The sequence below is a fragment of the Adhaeribacter arboris genome (genome assembly GCF_003023845.1).
Lineage (GTDB): Bacteria > Bacteroidota > Bacteroidia > Cytophagales > Hymenobacteraceae > Adhaeribacter > Adhaeribacter arboris.
In genome coordinates this window covers 232878-249158 of the sequence record NZ_PYFT01000001.1, presented here as the reverse complement: position 1 = coordinate 249158, position 16281 = coordinate 232878, and the positions used below count along the sequence as shown (strand labels likewise).

Sequence of the window (16281 nt, the reverse complement as noted above, 5' to 3'; positions counted from 1 at the left end):
GGAATAAATTAGTTCTAAATTAGGGTTAACTCTTTAAGATAAACTATTTACAAAACACGGTTTGCTATTATGAGATTACCCATAAACTAGGACTATTAATATTTCCGGTAAAAGCTTTCGATTTTTCTGGTAAGCTGATTGTAAATAGGCTTGGTAAATTCAACAAAAAGAAATTGCGGAGCCGGATTCGGACTTTCTCGTCGTTTAACTTTCTTTTTTTGTTCTTTGTCCAGCGCTCGTTCATCGCCTTTATAAGTGGCCCACTCGTCGCGCCAAACAAAAGTACCGGGCATTTTTTCTTGAGTAAGAGTGTTTTTTGATTTCCAATCCATTACCCGTAAATCCAGCAAACCACTGGACGAAATAGTTTTTTCGAAGGTAATGTATTTGGCTTTTACTGTGCCATACACCTCTTTGCCCTCCACCGTACCAGTCTTCACACTATCCCGGCTTACTTCCTGTTCTTTTTCTTTTAAATACGTTTGACCTACCACAAAATCATCGAAAGAAAGAGATAATACATGATCCGGAACGAGAGTTTTAGAGCGGGCTTCCTGCGGCGTGTAGAACTTTATAAAACTTTTCTCCTCGTAATGCTGCAGGTATTCAAAAATTTTATTTTGAAAATATTCATTACTCAACTTATAAATGCCTTTTTCAATCTCAACCGGCTCTACTACTACTTTTAAAATTGCGGCCTGGTACGCCGTGTTTAATTTTTGCCGGACATCTTTGTAATCCGGAATAAACTGGTCAGCCCGCTCAAAATGCTGGTAAGCTTCTTTGGCGCTTTGCCGGTTATTCTCGCTTAGTAGTTTTACCCCCAGAGTATAACGCACTTCCGCCGCTTTTTCCTTGGCTTTTTCTACTTGCTCCTGGTATTTGTCTTCCGTACTAATAATCTGCCGGCAAGTTGGGCACCTACTAACCGATTCAATTAAACTATTCATGCTCTCGTATTCCTGAACAACGGTTTCCCAATGAAAAACTTCGCTGGAATTAATAGCATTTTTTATCCGGCTCTGGTGATCTTCGCGGGCATAACGATACGCTTGTTGAAGAGTAGTTAAAGCTTTTTTATTGTTTGGGTCTTTCTGCAGCCTATTTACCGCCTGATAAACGGCTCGGTCGTAATCGCCCTTTTCGAAAGATTGCTTGCCACTGGAGCAAGCACCCATAATAAGCAGGATACTATAGAGCAAAAAACCTTTTACAGTACAATACCGGGGAGTAAGTATAAATCTGTATCTGTTCATCTTTAAAACTTATTTATGTAGAAAATAGGGCTAATATCTTTACCTAGGCACGACTACAAGGTAAAATATAAGATAACAGAATTAAAAAGTATGCCAACTTAAAGGCAGCTATACCAGAAAACAAGAAAGCCGCTCTTTTATAAAGCGGCTTTCTTTTCTCAAATTAGTTTATCTCAATAAGTGTAAATGTAAAAAAGCTGTTTATACCCGAACGGTTCGTTGGCGTAACAAAAAATCAATCAGCACCAAGGCAGTCATGGCATCAACAATAGGAACGGCCCGGGGCAAAACACAAGGATCATGGCGACCTTTGCCTTCGAGAGTAATGGTTTCGCCCTGATCGTTTATACTGGTTTGCGGTTGCAGAATAGTAGCTACTGGCTTAAAAGCCACCCGGAAATAAATATCTTGCCCGTTGGAAATCCCCCCCTGAATTCCTCCGGAGTGATTGGTTCGCGTTTGAACCCGCCCGTCCGCATCGGTGTAAAATACATCGTTATGCTCCGAGCCGTACAGCTTGGTTCCATCAAAACCGCTGCCGTATTCAAATCCTTTTACGGCATTAATACTGAGCATAGCTTTGCCAAGTTCCGCGTGCAATTTATCGAAGGCCGGCTCACCTAAACCCACTGGTACTCCTTTTATGACGCAGGTAATCACCCCTCCTACCGTATCGCGGTTTTTGCGGGTTTCTTCTACCAGTTCAATCATTTCATCGGCGACTTGGGGTTGCGGACACCGGATTTTATTACTGTCGATTTGCGTTAGGTCTAATTGTTCGTACGATTCCGTTAAAGATATAGGTCCGACCGAAGAAACATAAGAGGCAATCTGAATACTTTGTTGCTTTAAATATTTATTCGCGATAGCGCCCGCTGCCACCCGGGCCAACGTTTCCCGGGCGGAGGAGCGGCCACCTCCCCGATGGTCGCGCAAACCGTACTTAGCGGTATAAGTATAGTCGGCGTGCGAAGGCCGAAAGGCATGTTCGAGGTGGGAGTAATCTTTACCCGCCTGGTTTTTATTGTTCACCATTAAGGCAATGGGCGTGCCCGTGGTTTTATTTTCGTATAAGCCGGACAAAATAATAATTTCGTCTTCTTCTTTGCGCTGGGTTGTAATATTAGATTGGCCGGGACGCCGCCGGTCCAGTTCCAGTTGAATTTCTGCTTGGGTAATTTCCAGACCAGCCGGACAGCCATCTACCACTACGCCAACAGATTGCCCGTGCGATTCGCCAAAAGTAGTTATCCGGAAAATTTTGCCGTACGAATTACTCATTTATCTTTTTCTCAAATATAAGTACACCGATATGGTCAGCAAAAGTAATACAATCAGGTTGGTATACAATTTAAGTTCTTCGAATTTATGCAGACTGACGAGCGTATTATCTTCCGTTTGAATGAGTTTGTAAAAGTCGCCGGTAACTCCGGTTCCGATAGCGGCATCTTTATCTACCCTACCGCTAACTTTTAAAATTAACCGGGAAGTAAGCGTATCGTAACGTTCCCGTACCGGATCGAAATAAATAAATTGCCATAAGCGATTTAGCGGAAAAGTACCGGGCGCTTTGGGCACAATGGAGTACTGAAACCGTTTGGAACCAGAAACACGCTGTTGTTGCCTAAGCAAATTTTCCTTTACCTGCGGCGGATAAATCTCCAAAGAGGATAAAGTGGGCAAAGTGGGAGCAGACAATCCGGAAATATTTCCTGCTCCGATTATGGCAAAAGAATAATTTACGGCTCGGTTCAGGGTAACTTGGGTGCGATCTAAGGTTTCGTCGAGGCGGTAATGCCCTACGGGCACCGACTCCCGTAATGGATGCGGAGGTAAAGGTTTCACCATAATTGTTTCTGGTTCAGTAGTATACTCCTTTATTTCCGAAAGCCGCTTTTCAGTGGCAAAAGTAGCGTCTTTCGCCCGAGTATACTTTACCATTTTTAAAGACAAAGCCGGGAAAACTAAACTCTGGGAATTAAGGGGATAATATACAGCTTCGTACAATTTATACCGAAGGTAAGGCACTTTGCTAACTTGTACGGTATCAGGTAAAATTTCGGTTTGTTCAAAAACCTCTTCCCAAACGTTGGGTTGCTTTATTTGCTTAAATAAGGCAGGTAATTGCTGCAGGAAATCATAAAATTCCAGTTGGCCGTTTTCGGAAGTCAGTAAATAAAAGTACAAAGCTACGTGCAAGCCTTCGCCCATATAAACTTGTTTTTTACCTGTTTCTAAATTTAGAAAAGATTGGGGCGTTTTATTCGGTAGTGCTTTTGCCTCGGGTGGAGCTTCGGGGGAAGCGGTTATATCTTCCTTATCTTCAATTATTGGTCCTACCTGTACGGTAGTACCCGGGCTTTTTACGGCTAAGCCGTTTATAATCATAGTAAACGGTTTTACCACAAAAGTACCTTCGTTTAACGCCGCGTAATTTTGCGTATGTATTTCCTCCAGCAGGTTATTGCCCGATTTTAAGGTAGTTTTTTTGGAGAAGCGATTACTCTTTTGAAAACCTTCTATTTCCGGAAAAGGCGATGCTTGTTTTAAAGTAGTTCCTTTCAGGCGAATGGAAATGGTAAAATACGTCTCAATCGGAATAGTAGCCGGGCCAAATTCGATGCTGATTTGCTGGCCATAAGCAGGCAGCAAGCACCCGATCAAACAAAGAAATAAACCAATTCTTTTAAGCACAAAAAATAGATTGAAACTATCAGACCTTAATCCGCCGGAAAACGATCGAAAGTTAGTTTTATTCTTTCAATTTTAAATTATGTCATTTAAGACGAATATCACGAAAAATTAAACGACTTTAAATAGAACGTAGTAGGCCCATTCTCCATAAATATCCGGCTTCAAATAAAATATCTGTTATATTTTATAAAGCAGTAAATCCAAATTCCGCAAGCACTACGTAGGTCGGGTAACTAGGAAGCTAATGCAGGGAGTATGTTTAACACCTGGTAGGCGTCTTAGTTTTCATAATTCCCTTTTACACATTCTAATAAACGACTATTATGACAAAACTATTGAAACCGAAGGAAAGCGGTAACGGGTTAATTGAATCGGTGAACAAACCCATTAACCGGAAGAGTTTTTTTAAATTTGCCGGTGCAGGAGCGGCCTTAACTACCCTGTTACTTTCTGGTTGTAACGACGATGACGATGGTAAATTTAACGGCGTAGTAGATACCCCACCTACCCCTCCAACACCTGGTCCAACTACGGTTAGTCTGGGGTCCGGCGATGTAGGTGTATTAAACTATGCTTATGCCCTGGAACAACTCGAAGCCGCTTTTTATACCCAGGTAGTAGCCAGCACTACGTTTAATGCTACTTTTCCGGATGCTAAGGAAAGACAAACTTTAACGGATATACGGGATCACGAAATAGCGCACCGCGAATTTTTTAAAGCGGCTTTAACTGCGGCTGCCCCCGCTGCAATTATTCCGGGCTTAACTCCCAATTTTTCTTCCATTAATTTTGGTGATCGTACTGCTGTTTTAAATGCCGCTAAAACATTCGAAGATTTAGGAGTATCGGCTTATAACGGAGCGGGCAAGCTTCTCACAACTCCTGATTTTCTGGTATTAGCCGGAAAAATTGTATCGGTCGAGGCCCGTCACGCGGCCGAAATCCGGGATTTGATTTCAAATGGCACTTTCGCCGATACCGGAAATAATGATAAGGGTTTTGATTTAGTAGCCGATCCGGCCACTGTTTTAGGAGCGGCCAAATCCTTTGTAAAAGAAACCATCGACTTTAGTAAGTTACCAACATCTTAATTTTTAGGAGAAAATAAATCATGAATATACCTAATCTGCTTACCCAAATTGAAAAAGTTGATCCGGAAATCTACGAACGTTTAGATTCGCGCCGAGCAATTTTTAAACACTTTGCCGGATTTGGCAAAAAACTAGCGGTTGCTGCTGTACCGCTCGCTTTCAGCTCTATGCTGAACAAAGCTTATGGACAAACCAACCGTTCCGTTACCGATGTCCTTAAATTTGCTTACCTATTAGAAAACTTAGAGGCCGAATTTTACAAACAAGCGGCCGCGAAGGATATTTTCCTAACCCCTGCTGGTAAAGGAGCCTTTGAAACTATCCGGAACCACGAAGTAGCGCACGTGGCTTTCTTAAAAACTGCTTTAGGAGCCGATGCCCCTACCTACACGGCTGACACTTTTGATTATGACGCCGGTGGACTATTGGGAGGTAAAACTTTCACTGATTATGCCACTATGCTGGCCGTAGCGCAAGCTTTTGAAGATACCGGAGTGAGAGCTTATAAAGGCCAGGCGGCTTTCTTAATCAGCAATAACGATGTATTACAGGCGGCTTTACAAATTCACTCGATAGAAGCCCGGCATGCCGCTCATATTCGGCGCATGCGGCGCGATATGGCGGCTATGCCCGCTAATCAAAAACCCTGGATTACCGGTAAGGACTTAGGCGGTCTACCTTCTATAATTCAACCAGTTTATGATGGGGAAGAATTAACTACTCAGGCTACTGTAAAAATTACCGGTACTTTTGGCGGCATAACCATTAGCGAAGCGGCGGCTTCCGAAGCTTTTGATGAGCCTTTAACCACCGAACAAGTAACGGCTATCGTTACTCCGTTCTTGAAAAAATAAAACAAGTTTTCCTATATGTTTCCACAAAAAAAGGACGGGATACCCGTCCTTTTTTGTGGCTAATTATTTTATATCGCCTCAAAACTCTTTTATTAGATAATTTGCAACAAAACAAGCTTTAACTCTTTAACTATAAAGATGCTTAGTATAAATATGATAATTCGTTAAAATTACTTTAACATACCTGATTAAAATACGTATATTATTTAGCTTCTAAATAGCTACTTATTTTGAAAAATTATTAAATAAAAAATTCAGATTTTAATCAAAAAGCGAAATGTTAGAGTATGTTAAAACTATTCTTGTTAAAGTAAGTTTTGATGTCCGATTATTTGAGAAGGAGCTTCGGAAAGCTCTGAAAATGCTCGCTCAAGAAGAACTAGAACAGCTACGGCAATGGTGCTATGTGCGGTTTTCCGGAATATACCATAGCATTGTTAACCGGGTTTTTGCGAAAGCTTCCTAGTAAATTAGTCGTCTTTTTTATGAGTTACAAATTTAATATTGCGTAAAAGGCCGTTATAACCCGTTCGTTTAACGGCCGACTTACGGAACACTTCTCGAAATACATCTTCGGTAATTTCCTGCCAATCTTTTTCTGACATATTTAGTAAACCCGGATTCGGATTAAAGGCAGGTTCTTGGTGCGGTCGCGCAAACCGGTTCCAGGGGCAAACGTCCTGACAAATATCACAGCCAAATACCCAATTACCCAATTTACCATCTACTGAGTCAGGAATCTGGTCTTTTAATTCAATTGTAAAATACGAAATACATTTGCTGCCATCCACCACGTAAGGTTCAATAATGGCGTTGGTAGGGCAAGCGTCCAGGCATTTGGTGCAGGTACCGCAATAATCTTTAATCGGGCCGTCGTACTCCAATTCAACATCCAAAATTAATTCGGCAATAAAGTAAAAGCTACCTACCTGGGGTGTAATTAAATTGCTGTTTTTCCCTATCCAACCTAAGCCACTTTTTTTCGCCCAAGCTTTATCCAGCACCGGTGCCGAGTCTACGAATGCGCGCCCGCCTACTTCGCCTATGTTTTCCCGGATATAAGCCAGCAAGTCTTTTAACTTATCTTTAATGACAAAGTGGTAATCTTGCCCGTAAGCGTATTTTGAAATCTGGAAAGTGTCGTTGGGTTGTTGTTCTTCCGGATAATAGTTCAGCAGCAAAGAAACCACGGATTTGGCACCTTCTACCAACAAACGGGGATCCAGGCGTTTATCGAAATGATTTTCCATGTAATGCATTTGCCCGTGCATCTGGCGGTTCAACCAATTTTCCAGGCGGGGCGCTTCTTCTTCCAGAAACTCTGCTTTGGATATGCCGCAATACATAAACCCCAGCTCTAAGGCTTTCTGCTTTATTAACTGCGTATACTGTTGGGTTGGTAACAAAATAGTCCTTGGTTTGGCACAGTAACAAAATTAAACGAAAATAAGTCCTTATTAGAAGGTGTTTTTACTTGGCTGGCCTTTATACTGATTTTCTTTTTTAAGCTGCTATATAAATTAAAACAAAGCAGTAGGTTTTCATATCTTAACCTTAAGGCAGATGATTCATGTTATTGGATATTCTAGGTTAGGCTTTGATTAATCAAGTTTCTTGAATAATACACTTATAGTTTTAATTATAACTTAATTGTAATATGGAAATCCGGCTGAAATAACAGCTTTAAAACTTAAAAAGCAGGCACAAAGCCTGCTTTCTTTAAAAAAATAAACAAATTCAAAACTCAAGATAAAGGCGAGTCAAATAAAGTACCTACTTGCCGGGGCGGAATTTTACCTAAATGAATGTAAGCCAATTCCGTTGCTTCGCGGCCACGGGCAGTACGTTTAATGTAGCCTTCCTGAATTAAAAACGGCTCGTATACTTCCTCAATGGTTTCGGATTCTTCGCCGCAGGCAGTAGCAATGGTAGATAAACCCACCGGACCACCTTTAAACTTATCAATAATAGTATTTAAAATCCGGTTGTCCATTTCATCTAAACCATTATGATCCACATCCAACGCGTTTAGAGCAAACTGCGCAATATCTACCGTGATGGTACCATCGCCTTTAATCTGGGCAAAGTCCCGGGTTCGGCGTAACAAGTTATTGGCAATCCGCGGCGTTCCGCGGCTCCGGCGGGCAATCTCAAATGCGGCATCTTGGTGAATAGGCGACCCTAAAATATCGGCCGACCGTTTTACAATGCTGGTTAATAAAGCCGAATCGTAATACTCTAACCGGGAATTAATGCCAAAACGAGCCCGTAGCGGAGAGGTTAGCAAGCCTGAGCGCGTGGTAGCACCAATTAAAGTAAACGGATTTAAACTAATTTGCACGGTACGGGCATTTGGTCCCGAATCGAGCATAATATCAATTTTATAATCTTCCATGGCCGAGTATAAATACTCTTCCACAATAGGGTTCAAGCGGTGAATTTCGTCGATAAACAAAACGTCGTTCCGGTCGAGGTTGGTTAATAAACCTGCCAAATCGCTGGGTTTATCCAGTACCGGCCCGGAAGTCATTTTAATATTGGCATCCAGTTCGGAAGCAATAATGTGCGATAAGGTAGTTTTACCTAAACCAGGAGGCCCATGTAAGAGAACATGGTCCAGAGCTTCGCCCCGCCGCCGGGCCGCCTGCACAAATATTTTTAAATTTTCGACAATTTTTTCCTGACCCGTAAAGTCGCGAAAACTTAAGGGCCGGAGGGCTTTGTCAATTTCTTTTTCGGCCTGCGACATACTATCATCACCGCCGGTTAAATAATCTTCACGCATATTTAATTATAGTCGAGAGTTCCGCTTTTGTATTTTAAAGATAACACTTTAAACCGGTAAATCGCTCCTTATGGAACAGAAATTTAGCTTGTTAAACTAATTTTTTTATAAAAACAACCTTGATTTCCAATAATTTTAGCAAATTATAAAAACTTACAGAAAGAAAATTCCTCAAATAAACAGCTTTGCTAATTGGGGAAGTTAACAGATGGCTTACCAATGATTTAGGTAGAAAGAATAGCTGTGACTTCAATTTCTATTAACAATTCAGGCTGAATCAAAGCTTTTACTTCTAGCATCGAGGTAACTGGTTTAATAGTGCTAAAATATTCTCCGTGCGCCCGGCCAATTTCTTCCCAGTTAGAAATATCCGTTACAAACATCCGGGTTCGAACCACATCGGCCATATTGGCTCCGGCTTCCTGCAAGGCTTTTTCAATTTTACTAAGAATAAATTTGGTTTGCTCAAAGGCATCGCCCAAACCAATAACGGTATCGCCGTCTACTGCGGTGGTACCCGCTACTTCTATAACATTGCCTATGCGTACTGCCCGCGAGTAACCAATCACCTCTTCCCAAACGGCTCCCGAAGAAATATTTTGTCGATTCATAATTTAAGGTATGTGTTTAAAGTTGTGGGTTGTAGATTCAGAAATAAGTTATAACCTCATAGAAGCGACTGCTTGTTTGAATTAAAAATTAGAAATGAGACAAAATACTTTTTCTATTTATTTCATCTATAAGATTTATTCTAAAATCTAAAGTGAAGGACTACATAATTGGTTGCGTAGCGTTTAATTCTAAAATAATGTATGAGTGATAATTAATGATCTATTATTTGAACGCCGGAATACCCGTAATATCGGCGCCGGTAATTAATAAATGGATGTCGTGGGTACCTTCGTAAGTAATTACCGATTCCAGGTTCATCATGTGGCGCATAATCGGGTATTCGCCGGTAATGCCCATGCCGCCGTGAATTTGCCGGGCATCACGGGCTACCTGTAAAGCCATATCCACGCTGTTGCGTTTTGCCATGGATATTTGCTGCGTCGTGGCTTTTCCTTCGTTTTTTAAAATGCCGAGCCGCCAAGCCATTAACTGCGCTTTGGTAATTTCGGTGAGCATTTCGGCTAATTTCTTTTGGATTAGCTGGAACGAAGCAATGGGTTTATCGAATTGAATGCGCTGCTTGGCATAATTAAGGGCCGATTCATAACAATCAATAGCGGCTCCGATAGCGCCCCAGGAAATACCGTAACGGGCCGAGTCGAGGCAACTTAACGGGCCTTTTAAACCTTCAATATTCGGTAAAATATTTTCTTTCGGAATTTTTACGTTTTCAAAAACAAGTTCGCCGGTAGTACTGGCCCGCAAACTCCATTTATTATGAATTTCGGGCGTAGAGAAACCTTCCATGCCCCGTTCTACCAAAACACCTTTAATCCGGCCTTCTTCGTTTTTTGCCCAAACTACGGCTACCTGACAAGCTGGTGAATTAGAAATCCACAACTTAGAACCATTCAGGACAAAATGATCCCCTTTATCTTTTAAGGTAGTGAGCATGCCGCCGGGGTTTGAACCGTAATCCGGCTCAGTTAAGCCGAAACAACCCAGCCATTCGCCGGTTGCCAGTTTAGGTAAATACTTGCGGCGCTGCTCTTCGGAACCGTACTGATAAATCGGAAACATGACTAAAGACCCTTGCACCGAAGCCGTAGACCGCATCCCCGAATCGCCCCGCTCAATTTCCTGCATGATGATACCATAGGAAATATAATCCAGGCCGCCCCCTCCGTACTCCGTGGGTATAGTTGGGCCAAAAGCGCCTACTTCGCCGAACTTACGTACAATTTCGGGCGGAAAATGCGCGTCTTGGGCCCACTTTTCAATGTACGGCGAAATCTCGCGCCGCACAAAGTCGCGCATAGTTTGCTGAATCAGCCTGTGTTCGTCGGTTAAAAGGTCGGAAATTTGAAAGTAATCAGTCATAAAATTGAATCGCGGATTTAGGCGGATTAATAGAATTGCGCGGATTTTTGAATTGCAAATTAAACGGATTCAAAGCGTGTCACCAATTCCTATATTTTTAAATATAGCTAATGCAGCACTTCATGAATAAGCAATAATGTACAGTGGGCAAAGCCGATTCTTTAATCCGTTATGTTATAACCTGCCTTTTCCAGAATTGTTGTGTGATAAGTTACTACTTCTTGGCAGAATCTACATTCTAATCTCATATAATAATTAATGGTTTATACACTGGATTCTTGTCTTAACCTTATTATAAATAAAAAAGCTTCTCCGGAAGCTTAACCTTATTTATCTGTTACTCGAAAAATTACCTAATCACAAGAAGTAGTATTTTCTGTTCTTGGTAGAATCTTCATTAATTTTGATACAAGAGAATAATCTGTGTAATTCCATTAACCCTTGAAAATCTGCGATCTAAAATTTAACTCCTATGGTTAACAAGAAATTACGCGTTGCCTGCGGATAGTAATAGTTGTAATCGTACCGGGTAGGATCGTTGGAATACTGTTCGCTGAAAGTATAGCCGTTGGCTTCGTACTTTTTATTTAAAATGTTATTGATCAGCAGAGCCAATTCTAATTCTTTTAAAAATTTGGGCTGGATCGTGTAACGCAAACGCACATCCGCTACCTGGTAGCCATTTAACCGGCGCAAATCGTTGGAAGTATTATCTAAATATTGTTTACTTACCGTTTTGTACAACAAGGCTGCCCTTAGACCTTTGATGGGTTGTAATTCCAGTTTATGCGAGGAAATAAAATCCGGGGAGAAAGAAATATCAGTTTCAGAATAATCATTTACCACCGTGTTCTCCACGTTATAATCCGCATCGTACACGTAAACCGTTTCGAAGTAATTTTTAATTTTATTCCGGCTCAGGGTAATCGTGCTGCTAAATTCAATTAAATTATTCCAGTTAAGCAAACCGGCTAATTCTACTCCGGTGCGGTAACTTTGTTTTATGTTGGTCCGCAGCGGGGAGCCCACGTCGTTTAACTGGCCGGTTAAAACTAATTGGTTGTAATAATCCATGTAATAATAATTCGCATCCAAGCTATAGCGCAGTTGCTGACCGCTGGAATTAGTTTGGCTATTCCGTAAACGGTAGCCTACCTCCAGGTTATACATAGTTTCGGCCTTAGGTTTTTCGGCACCTTTCCGGTCTACAAAATCACTCCGGACCGGCTCCCGGTTGCCTACGGCGTAAGAAGCATATACCGTTTGGTTCGGCGTAAAGGCGTAAGTTATACCGGCTTTCGGGTTTAAGAAATTAAAATCTGCTTGTTGCGTTACATCGCGTTTATTATCGTCGGTACCCGCTAATTCATAGTGAATGGTGCGGTATTGAACATCGCCAAATAAGCTTAATTGGTCCATAGCCTGGTAGTTTACTTTACCATAAACGGTAAAGTCGGTTTTTAATGATTCGCCCTGGTAATACCGCTGCCGTATTTCGCTGTTAGAAGCATAACGCGCCCAGATTATTTCGCCGTAATGATCGCCATCGTACCGGTTCCAGGAGCCACCCAAGGTGGCGCTAAATAAGCCTTGAGGCGCATGGTAATTTAAAGCATAAGTGGCCCCGTAAAAATAATTATCGAGCCATTTACGCCGAATTAAGTCGGTACGGGAAATGGTAGTATCGCCAATTATTATGGGCGGCAGGTTATAGTTGCTTAAACTTTGGTCGTTTTTATATTGTTCGTAATAGCCTTTGCCCCGGGTTAAATGAAAAGCACCCCCAAAATCAAACAAAGGACCAAAAGTTTTCGAGTAATGCAGTTGGTAATGATCTTGCTGATAATTATCGGTCTCATTGTCGTAGGTTAAAGAATTATACCTCCGGTTAGTTTTAAGTGAGTCTGCGGGTACTCCATTCCAGGCCTGGTAGGTTTGCTCCTGCCCCGAAAAAGTGACAAACTTCAGCATACCGGTTTTACCTGTATAGCCGGCCGCCACATAATACGATTTAAGCTTGGAGAAAGCCCGGTCAATATAACCATCAGAAGAAATTTTAGATAAGCGGGCGTCTAAAGAAAACTTATTCCGGAGCAATCCGGTACCAAAAGCTAAAGTATGCCTCCAGGTATTAAACGAGCCAAAAGTATTATTGGCTTCGGCGTACGCTTCGGGATTTACTCCTATAGTACGCATATTTAAACTTGCCCCGAAAGCGCCGGCCCCGTTGGTAGAGGTGCCCACCCCTCGCTGCACCTGAATATCCTGCACCGAAGAAGCTAAATCGGGCATGTTCACGAAAAAGGCGCCGTGCGATTCGGCATCGTTGATAGGGATACCGTTTACCGTTACGTTAATGCGGGTAATATCGGAGCCCCGGATACGGATACCCGTGTAACCTACCCCCGCTCCGGCGTCGGAATTAACCACTACCGAAGGCGTTTGTTCCAACAGATAAGGCAAATCCTGCCCAAAGTTACGGGCCGCAATTTGTTGTTTGTCGACGTTGGTAAAAGTAGTACCGGTTTTATCGTTGGCACGGGTAGCCGTTATTACTACTTCGTTCGCCCGCAGACTAGTAGGGTTTAAAGCAACATTCTGCGTAAGGTCCTGCTGCAGATTGAAAGCAATTGCATTTGTTTCATATCCCAAGTAAGATACAATCAATTTTTGTGCACCAGCCAAAATGCCTGGTAATTGGTAATAACCTTGTTCGTTGGTAGTGGTACCGGTTTGATTTACTTGCACGGTGGCACCTATCAACGGTTTTTGCGAAAGTACATCCGTAACCCGGCCGCTCACCGCAAACTGGGCTAAGGTAATAAATGGCCCAAAAAGGCAAGCCCAAAGTAAAAGTACGTGTTTCATCCTGCTGAAAGAATTTAAATAAACTAGACAATAGCAGGAATGCCTGATAAACAGAAAGCTAAAAAAGAAAAACCGTGTTTCCCTTCGCCGGCATTACCCGGATCAGGTTCAATGGGTATGATCTCAGCCCGATATGATAAGGCACCCCTAAACTACCTCAAAGGTAGCGGCATTTTTTTTTATTACAAATTTTATATCTTATTTACTTTTTATTTGTTATATTGTTATCCAGATTTTGGGTTGGAAAAATGTTCAGAATCAGCCTGGAATTGAAGAACCTCTCGTTAGGTATTACGTTACACCATTATGGCCTTATAAATGCAGCTTAACCTTTAATAGTGACTAAATATTATGTTAATTTCACTACTTTATACCTTTGCGGTGCTTACTATACTGGCGTATTTTATTGTAATGCCCCGCCGGAAATACAATAGACCTTCTTCCGAAGGCAGTGATGATGATGGTGGCGAACCCATAGGGCTAGATTTACCGGACCTGGACTTACCACCGGGCATTTCTTTACCAGTAAGTGATTTTGAACCGGACTATAATAAACCGGCTCCCCGCATTTTTGTGCGGGAAGATGGTGTATTAATATATTCCTAATATTCCTAAAAAAATTTCGAACGGCTATTAAAAAAAGCTTTTGCCCTGATAAGTAAATATCAGAGCAAAAGCTTTTTTATTTATAGGTAAGCTGGTTTAGGAAAATTCTCTTTTAATTTTTAAACTTCCATTTCTGTCACCAGCTAGACATAGAATGTCGTCTACTTCTACCTTTGTGCAATGGTTATTACCTTACCACAATACTGTACTCGCAGGTAAAATTCTTAGAAGGAGGCAATGATATTATACCTTCTTTTTCGGTGAGGTCACCGGAACTGTTTATAGAATCGGCAATGCCGTGCCATGGTTCCAAGCAAATAAAAGGCGCATTTTTTTCTTTTGTCCAGATGCCGAAATACGGGAAGCCTTTAAATACGAAATCTAACCCGTGTTCGTGGTGGCGGCTGCGCAAAGAGATTTTTTCGGAACGAAGATTTTTTAAAACAATAGCATCTTTCTCGAATAATTCATAATTCAGCGGCAGCTGAGAATCATTTTCCAATAGCACTGCTTCCGTTTGGCCGTTCTGCAAACCTTGCTCGAGTAAATACCTTTCTAAGGCTTCCGGATGTTCAAATTGCAGGTAATAATCCGAAAATTTTTCATCCGGGAATAAAGGACAAGTAAAGCCTGGGTGCGCTCCCAGCGAAAAAAATAAAATACTATCGCCCGGATTCTCCACGCAGTAAGCAATGGTTAAAGCATTTTCTTGTAAACGATAACTTATGTAAAGCCGGAACGAAAAAGGATAATTAGTTAAAGTAGCTTCTGACTGTTGCAGGAGAAAAGTTAAAGAATTTTCCGTTTTACTTTCTAAAGCAAAGGAATAATCCCGGGCAAAACCGTGCTGCGGCAAAGTGTAAGCATTACCCTGGTAAGTGTAGCGGTTATCTTTTAGCTTACCCACAGTGGGGAACAATACCGGGGCGTGCCGCGCCCAAATAGCCGGATCAGCTTGCCAAATATACTCTAGATTATTCTGGTTATTTTTAAAACTGCACAATTCTGCGCCTTGTTCCTGCACGCCAATCTGGAAAGTACCGTTTTGAAGAGTATGCATAAGAGGTTGTAAGTTTAAAGTTGTAAGTTTTACGTTATCCGCAATAAATTTAAATCTCGACTGGGTAGTCTTCTTTAAAATATTTACCTTGAAAATTATGAGTGACTTAATTCTAAATTAAAAGTTTATCTATTTGTTGGCGGGCAGCTTCGAACCGGGCAGTATAAGATCCGGAAATTGTCACGAAGTTTAATTTAAGAGCTAGCAATTCGCGCTGGTACCAATCATAAAAGAATTGGCGTAAATGAGGATGTTCGCGTTGCGGATCGGGTTCCCAAGGTAAATCTACGTCCATTAGTAAGTACAAATCTATATTCTGTTGGTGAAGAGCCTGGCGCAGCCAAGCCGGACTAGTTCCATAGGCATTTTCCAGCCAAATTTTTAAAACTAATAATTCGGTATCATAGAAAACGAGTTTTGGTGCTGGTTTTAGAGCTTTATTCATCCGGTCTAGCTGTTCCACTGCTATCTTTTCTACATCGGCCTGCGTGTAAGGCCTCTGTAAATCAGCTAAGTATGCCCGGGCGTATTCCGGCACCCACACGGCTCCGTAATAATTTGCTAGTTGCTCGGCTAAGGTAGATTTACCCGTAGATTCTGGTCCGGTTATGCCAATCGTAAGTGTTTTTTCGGGCAAAGATTTTAATTTAATTTTCCTGCGACTAAACTGGCTAATTTTTATTTACCATGCAAAAGAAGCAAGTTATTACTGCTTAATATCGTTAATATTTCAAAAACTCTTCCCAAAAATCAGAAAACAACTCTTTCTAATCGGCATACCGTCGTGAACTTTCCACCAGTTTTTATAGGCAGTCTTCAATATTTCCCAACCAGCAATCACTGCTCATTTAATAAACTTACAATTTAATTCTCCGGTTAAAGTTTTCGAATTAAAAAACTGCCATTATTCCTTATTTTTTGTAAATTTCTGGACAGGAGAAATCTAGATTCGGCTGATTTTAAGTTTGTTATTTTTATTTTTAACTATTTGCCGATACTGGTCAGTTTTGTATTAACCTTGTTTTAGCAGCTTCTATTATTACCCAACTAATAATCAAAGGAATTTGTGTAATCA

14 protein-coding genes and 1 riboswitch are annotated in these 16281 nt (G+C 41.4%); of the genes, 4 read left to right on the top strand and 10 right to left on the bottom strand.

Annotated features, from left to right (window positions below):
* Positions 1-95: 95 nt before the first annotated feature.
* The 3 genes from AHMF7605_RS01050 to AHMF7605_RS01040 form a co-directional block, all read right to left on the bottom strand.
* Complete coding sequence (locus AHMF7605_RS01050) at positions 96-1256, bottom strand: hypothetical protein (protein ID WP_146153482.1); 1161 nt, start codon at positions 1254-1256, stop codon at positions 96-98.
* 201 nt (positions 1257-1457) lie between these two features.
* Complete coding sequence (aroC, locus tag AHMF7605_RS01045) at positions 1458-2537, bottom strand: chorismate synthase (RefSeq protein WP_106925603.1); 1080 nt, start codon at positions 2535-2537, stop codon at positions 1458-1460.
* Entirely contained in the window at positions 2538-3950 is a 1413-nt protein-coding gene (locus AHMF7605_RS01040) for a BatD family protein (RefSeq protein WP_106925601.1), read from the bottom strand.
* A 323-nt stretch (positions 3951-4273) separates the two neighbouring features.
* Here AHMF7605_RS01040 and AHMF7605_RS01035 point away from each other — a divergent pair, with 323 nt between their 5' ends.
* The 3 genes from AHMF7605_RS01035 to AHMF7605_RS01025 all read left to right on the top strand — a co-directional run bounded on the left by AHMF7605_RS01035 (position 4274) and on the right by AHMF7605_RS01025 (position 6361).
* Positions 4274-5041: a ferritin-like domain-containing protein gene (locus AHMF7605_RS01035; RefSeq protein ID WP_106925599.1), complete on the top strand. Its 768-nt coding sequence runs from the start codon at positions 4274-4276 to the stop codon at positions 5039-5041.
* Between the two features lie 20 nt (positions 5042-5061).
* The gene (locus AHMF7605_RS01030) at positions 5062-5895 is read left to right on the top strand and encodes a ferritin-like domain-containing protein (protein ID WP_106925597.1); all 834 of its coding nucleotides are present in this window, start codon (positions 5062-5064) and stop codon (positions 5893-5895) included.
* A 277-nt stretch (positions 5896-6172) separates the two neighbouring features.
* Positions 6173-6361: a hypothetical protein gene (locus AHMF7605_RS01025; RefSeq protein WP_106925595.1), complete on the top strand. Its 189-nt coding sequence runs from the start codon at positions 6173-6175 to the stop codon at positions 6359-6361.
* Positions 6362-6365: 4 nt separating this feature from the next.
* Here the strand turns inward: AHMF7605_RS01025 and queG are convergent, their stop codons facing one another.
* From queG to AHMF7605_RS01000, 5 genes are all read right to left on the bottom strand, one after another.
* On the bottom strand, positions 6366-7301 hold the full coding sequence (queG, locus tag AHMF7605_RS01020; RefSeq protein ID WP_106925593.1) for a tRNA epoxyqueuosine(34) reductase QueG: 936 nt from the start codon (positions 7299-7301) through the stop codon (positions 6366-6368).
* 338 nt (positions 7302-7639) lie between these two features.
* Entirely contained in the window at positions 7640-8680 is a 1041-nt protein-coding gene (ruvB, locus tag AHMF7605_RS01015) for a Holliday junction branch migration DNA helicase RuvB (protein ID WP_106925591.1), read from the bottom strand.
* Between the two features lie 224 nt (positions 8681-8904).
* Positions 8905-9291 (bottom strand): RidA family protein, encoded by a 387-nt coding sequence (locus AHMF7605_RS01010; protein WP_199200175.1) that lies wholly within the window; start codon positions 9289-9291, stop codon positions 8905-8907.
* A 223-nt stretch (positions 9292-9514) separates the two neighbouring features.
* On the bottom strand, positions 9515-10672 hold the full coding sequence (locus AHMF7605_RS01005; protein ID WP_106925587.1) for an acyl-CoA dehydrogenase family protein: 1158 nt from the start codon (positions 10670-10672) through the stop codon (positions 9515-9517).
* Positions 10673-11128: 456 nt separating this feature from the next.
* The gene (locus AHMF7605_RS01000; protein WP_106925585.1) at positions 11129-13540 is read right to left on the bottom strand and encodes a TonB-dependent receptor; all 2412 of its coding nucleotides are present in this window, start codon (positions 13538-13540) and stop codon (positions 11129-11131) included.
* Between the two features lie 61 nt (positions 13541-13601).
* Positions 13602-13699, bottom strand: a riboswitch (TPP riboswitch).
* Between the two features lie 192 nt (positions 13700-13891).
* Between AHMF7605_RS01000 and AHMF7605_RS00995 the strand changes: the two genes are divergently transcribed.
* Positions 13892-14146: a hypothetical protein gene (locus AHMF7605_RS00995; protein WP_106925583.1), complete on the top strand. Its 255-nt coding sequence runs from the start codon at positions 13892-13894 to the stop codon at positions 14144-14146.
* Between the two features lie 187 nt (positions 14147-14333).
* On the opposite strand, the gene AHMF7605_RS00990 is transcribed toward AHMF7605_RS00995, so the two are convergent.
* Complete coding sequence (locus AHMF7605_RS00990) at positions 14334-15206, bottom strand: aldose 1-epimerase family protein (protein WP_106925581.1); 873 nt, start codon at positions 15204-15206, stop codon at positions 14334-14336.
* A 112-nt stretch (positions 15207-15318) separates the two neighbouring features.
* Complete coding sequence (locus tag AHMF7605_RS00985; protein ID WP_106925579.1) at positions 15319-15843, bottom strand: AAA family ATPase; 525 nt, start codon at positions 15841-15843, stop codon at positions 15319-15321.
* Positions 15844-16281: the final 438 nt, after the last annotated feature.

What these genes read in the sequence shown, in the direction of transcription:
- AHMF7605_RS01050 (WP_146153482.1), bottom strand. Translation starts at nt 1,256, where the DNA reads ATGAACAGATACAGATTTATACTTACTCCCCGGTATTGTACTGTAAAA.
- aroC (WP_106925603.1), bottom strand. Translation starts at nt 2,537, where the DNA reads ATGAGTAATTCGTACGGCAAAATTTTCCGGATAACTACTTTTGGCGAA.
- AHMF7605_RS01035 (WP_106925599.1), top strand. Translation starts at nt 4,274, where the DNA reads ATGACAAAACTATTGAAACCGAAGGAAAGCGGTAACGGGTTAATTGAA.
- AHMF7605_RS01030 (WP_106925597.1), top strand. Translation starts at nt 5,062, where the DNA reads ATGAATATACCTAATCTGCTTACCCAAATTGAAAAAGTTGATCCGGAA.
- AHMF7605_RS01025 (WP_106925595.1), top strand. Translation starts at nt 6,173, where the DNA reads ATGTTAGAGTATGTTAAAACTATTCTTGTTAAAGTAAGTTTTGATGTC.
- ruvB (WP_106925591.1), bottom strand. Translation starts at nt 8,680, where the DNA reads ATGCGTGAAGATTATTTAACCGGCGGTGATGATAGTATGTCGCAGGCC.
- AHMF7605_RS01010 (WP_199200175.1), bottom strand. Translation starts at nt 9,291, where the DNA reads ATGAATCGACAAAATATTTCTTCGGGAGCCGTTTGGGAAGAGGTGATT.
- AHMF7605_RS01005 (WP_106925587.1), bottom strand. Translation starts at nt 10,672, where the DNA reads ATGACTGATTACTTTCAAATTTCCGACCTTTTAACCGACGAACACAGG.
- AHMF7605_RS01000 (WP_106925585.1), bottom strand. Translation starts at nt 13,540, where the DNA reads ATGAAACACGTACTTTTACTTTGGGCTTGCCTTTTTGGGCCATTTATT.
- AHMF7605_RS00995 (WP_106925583.1), top strand. Translation starts at nt 13,892, where the DNA reads ATGTTAATTTCACTACTTTATACCTTTGCGGTGCTTACTATACTGGCG.
- AHMF7605_RS00990 (WP_106925581.1), bottom strand. Translation starts at nt 15,206, where the DNA reads ATGCATACTCTTCAAAACGGTACTTTCCAGATTGGCGTGCAGGAACAA.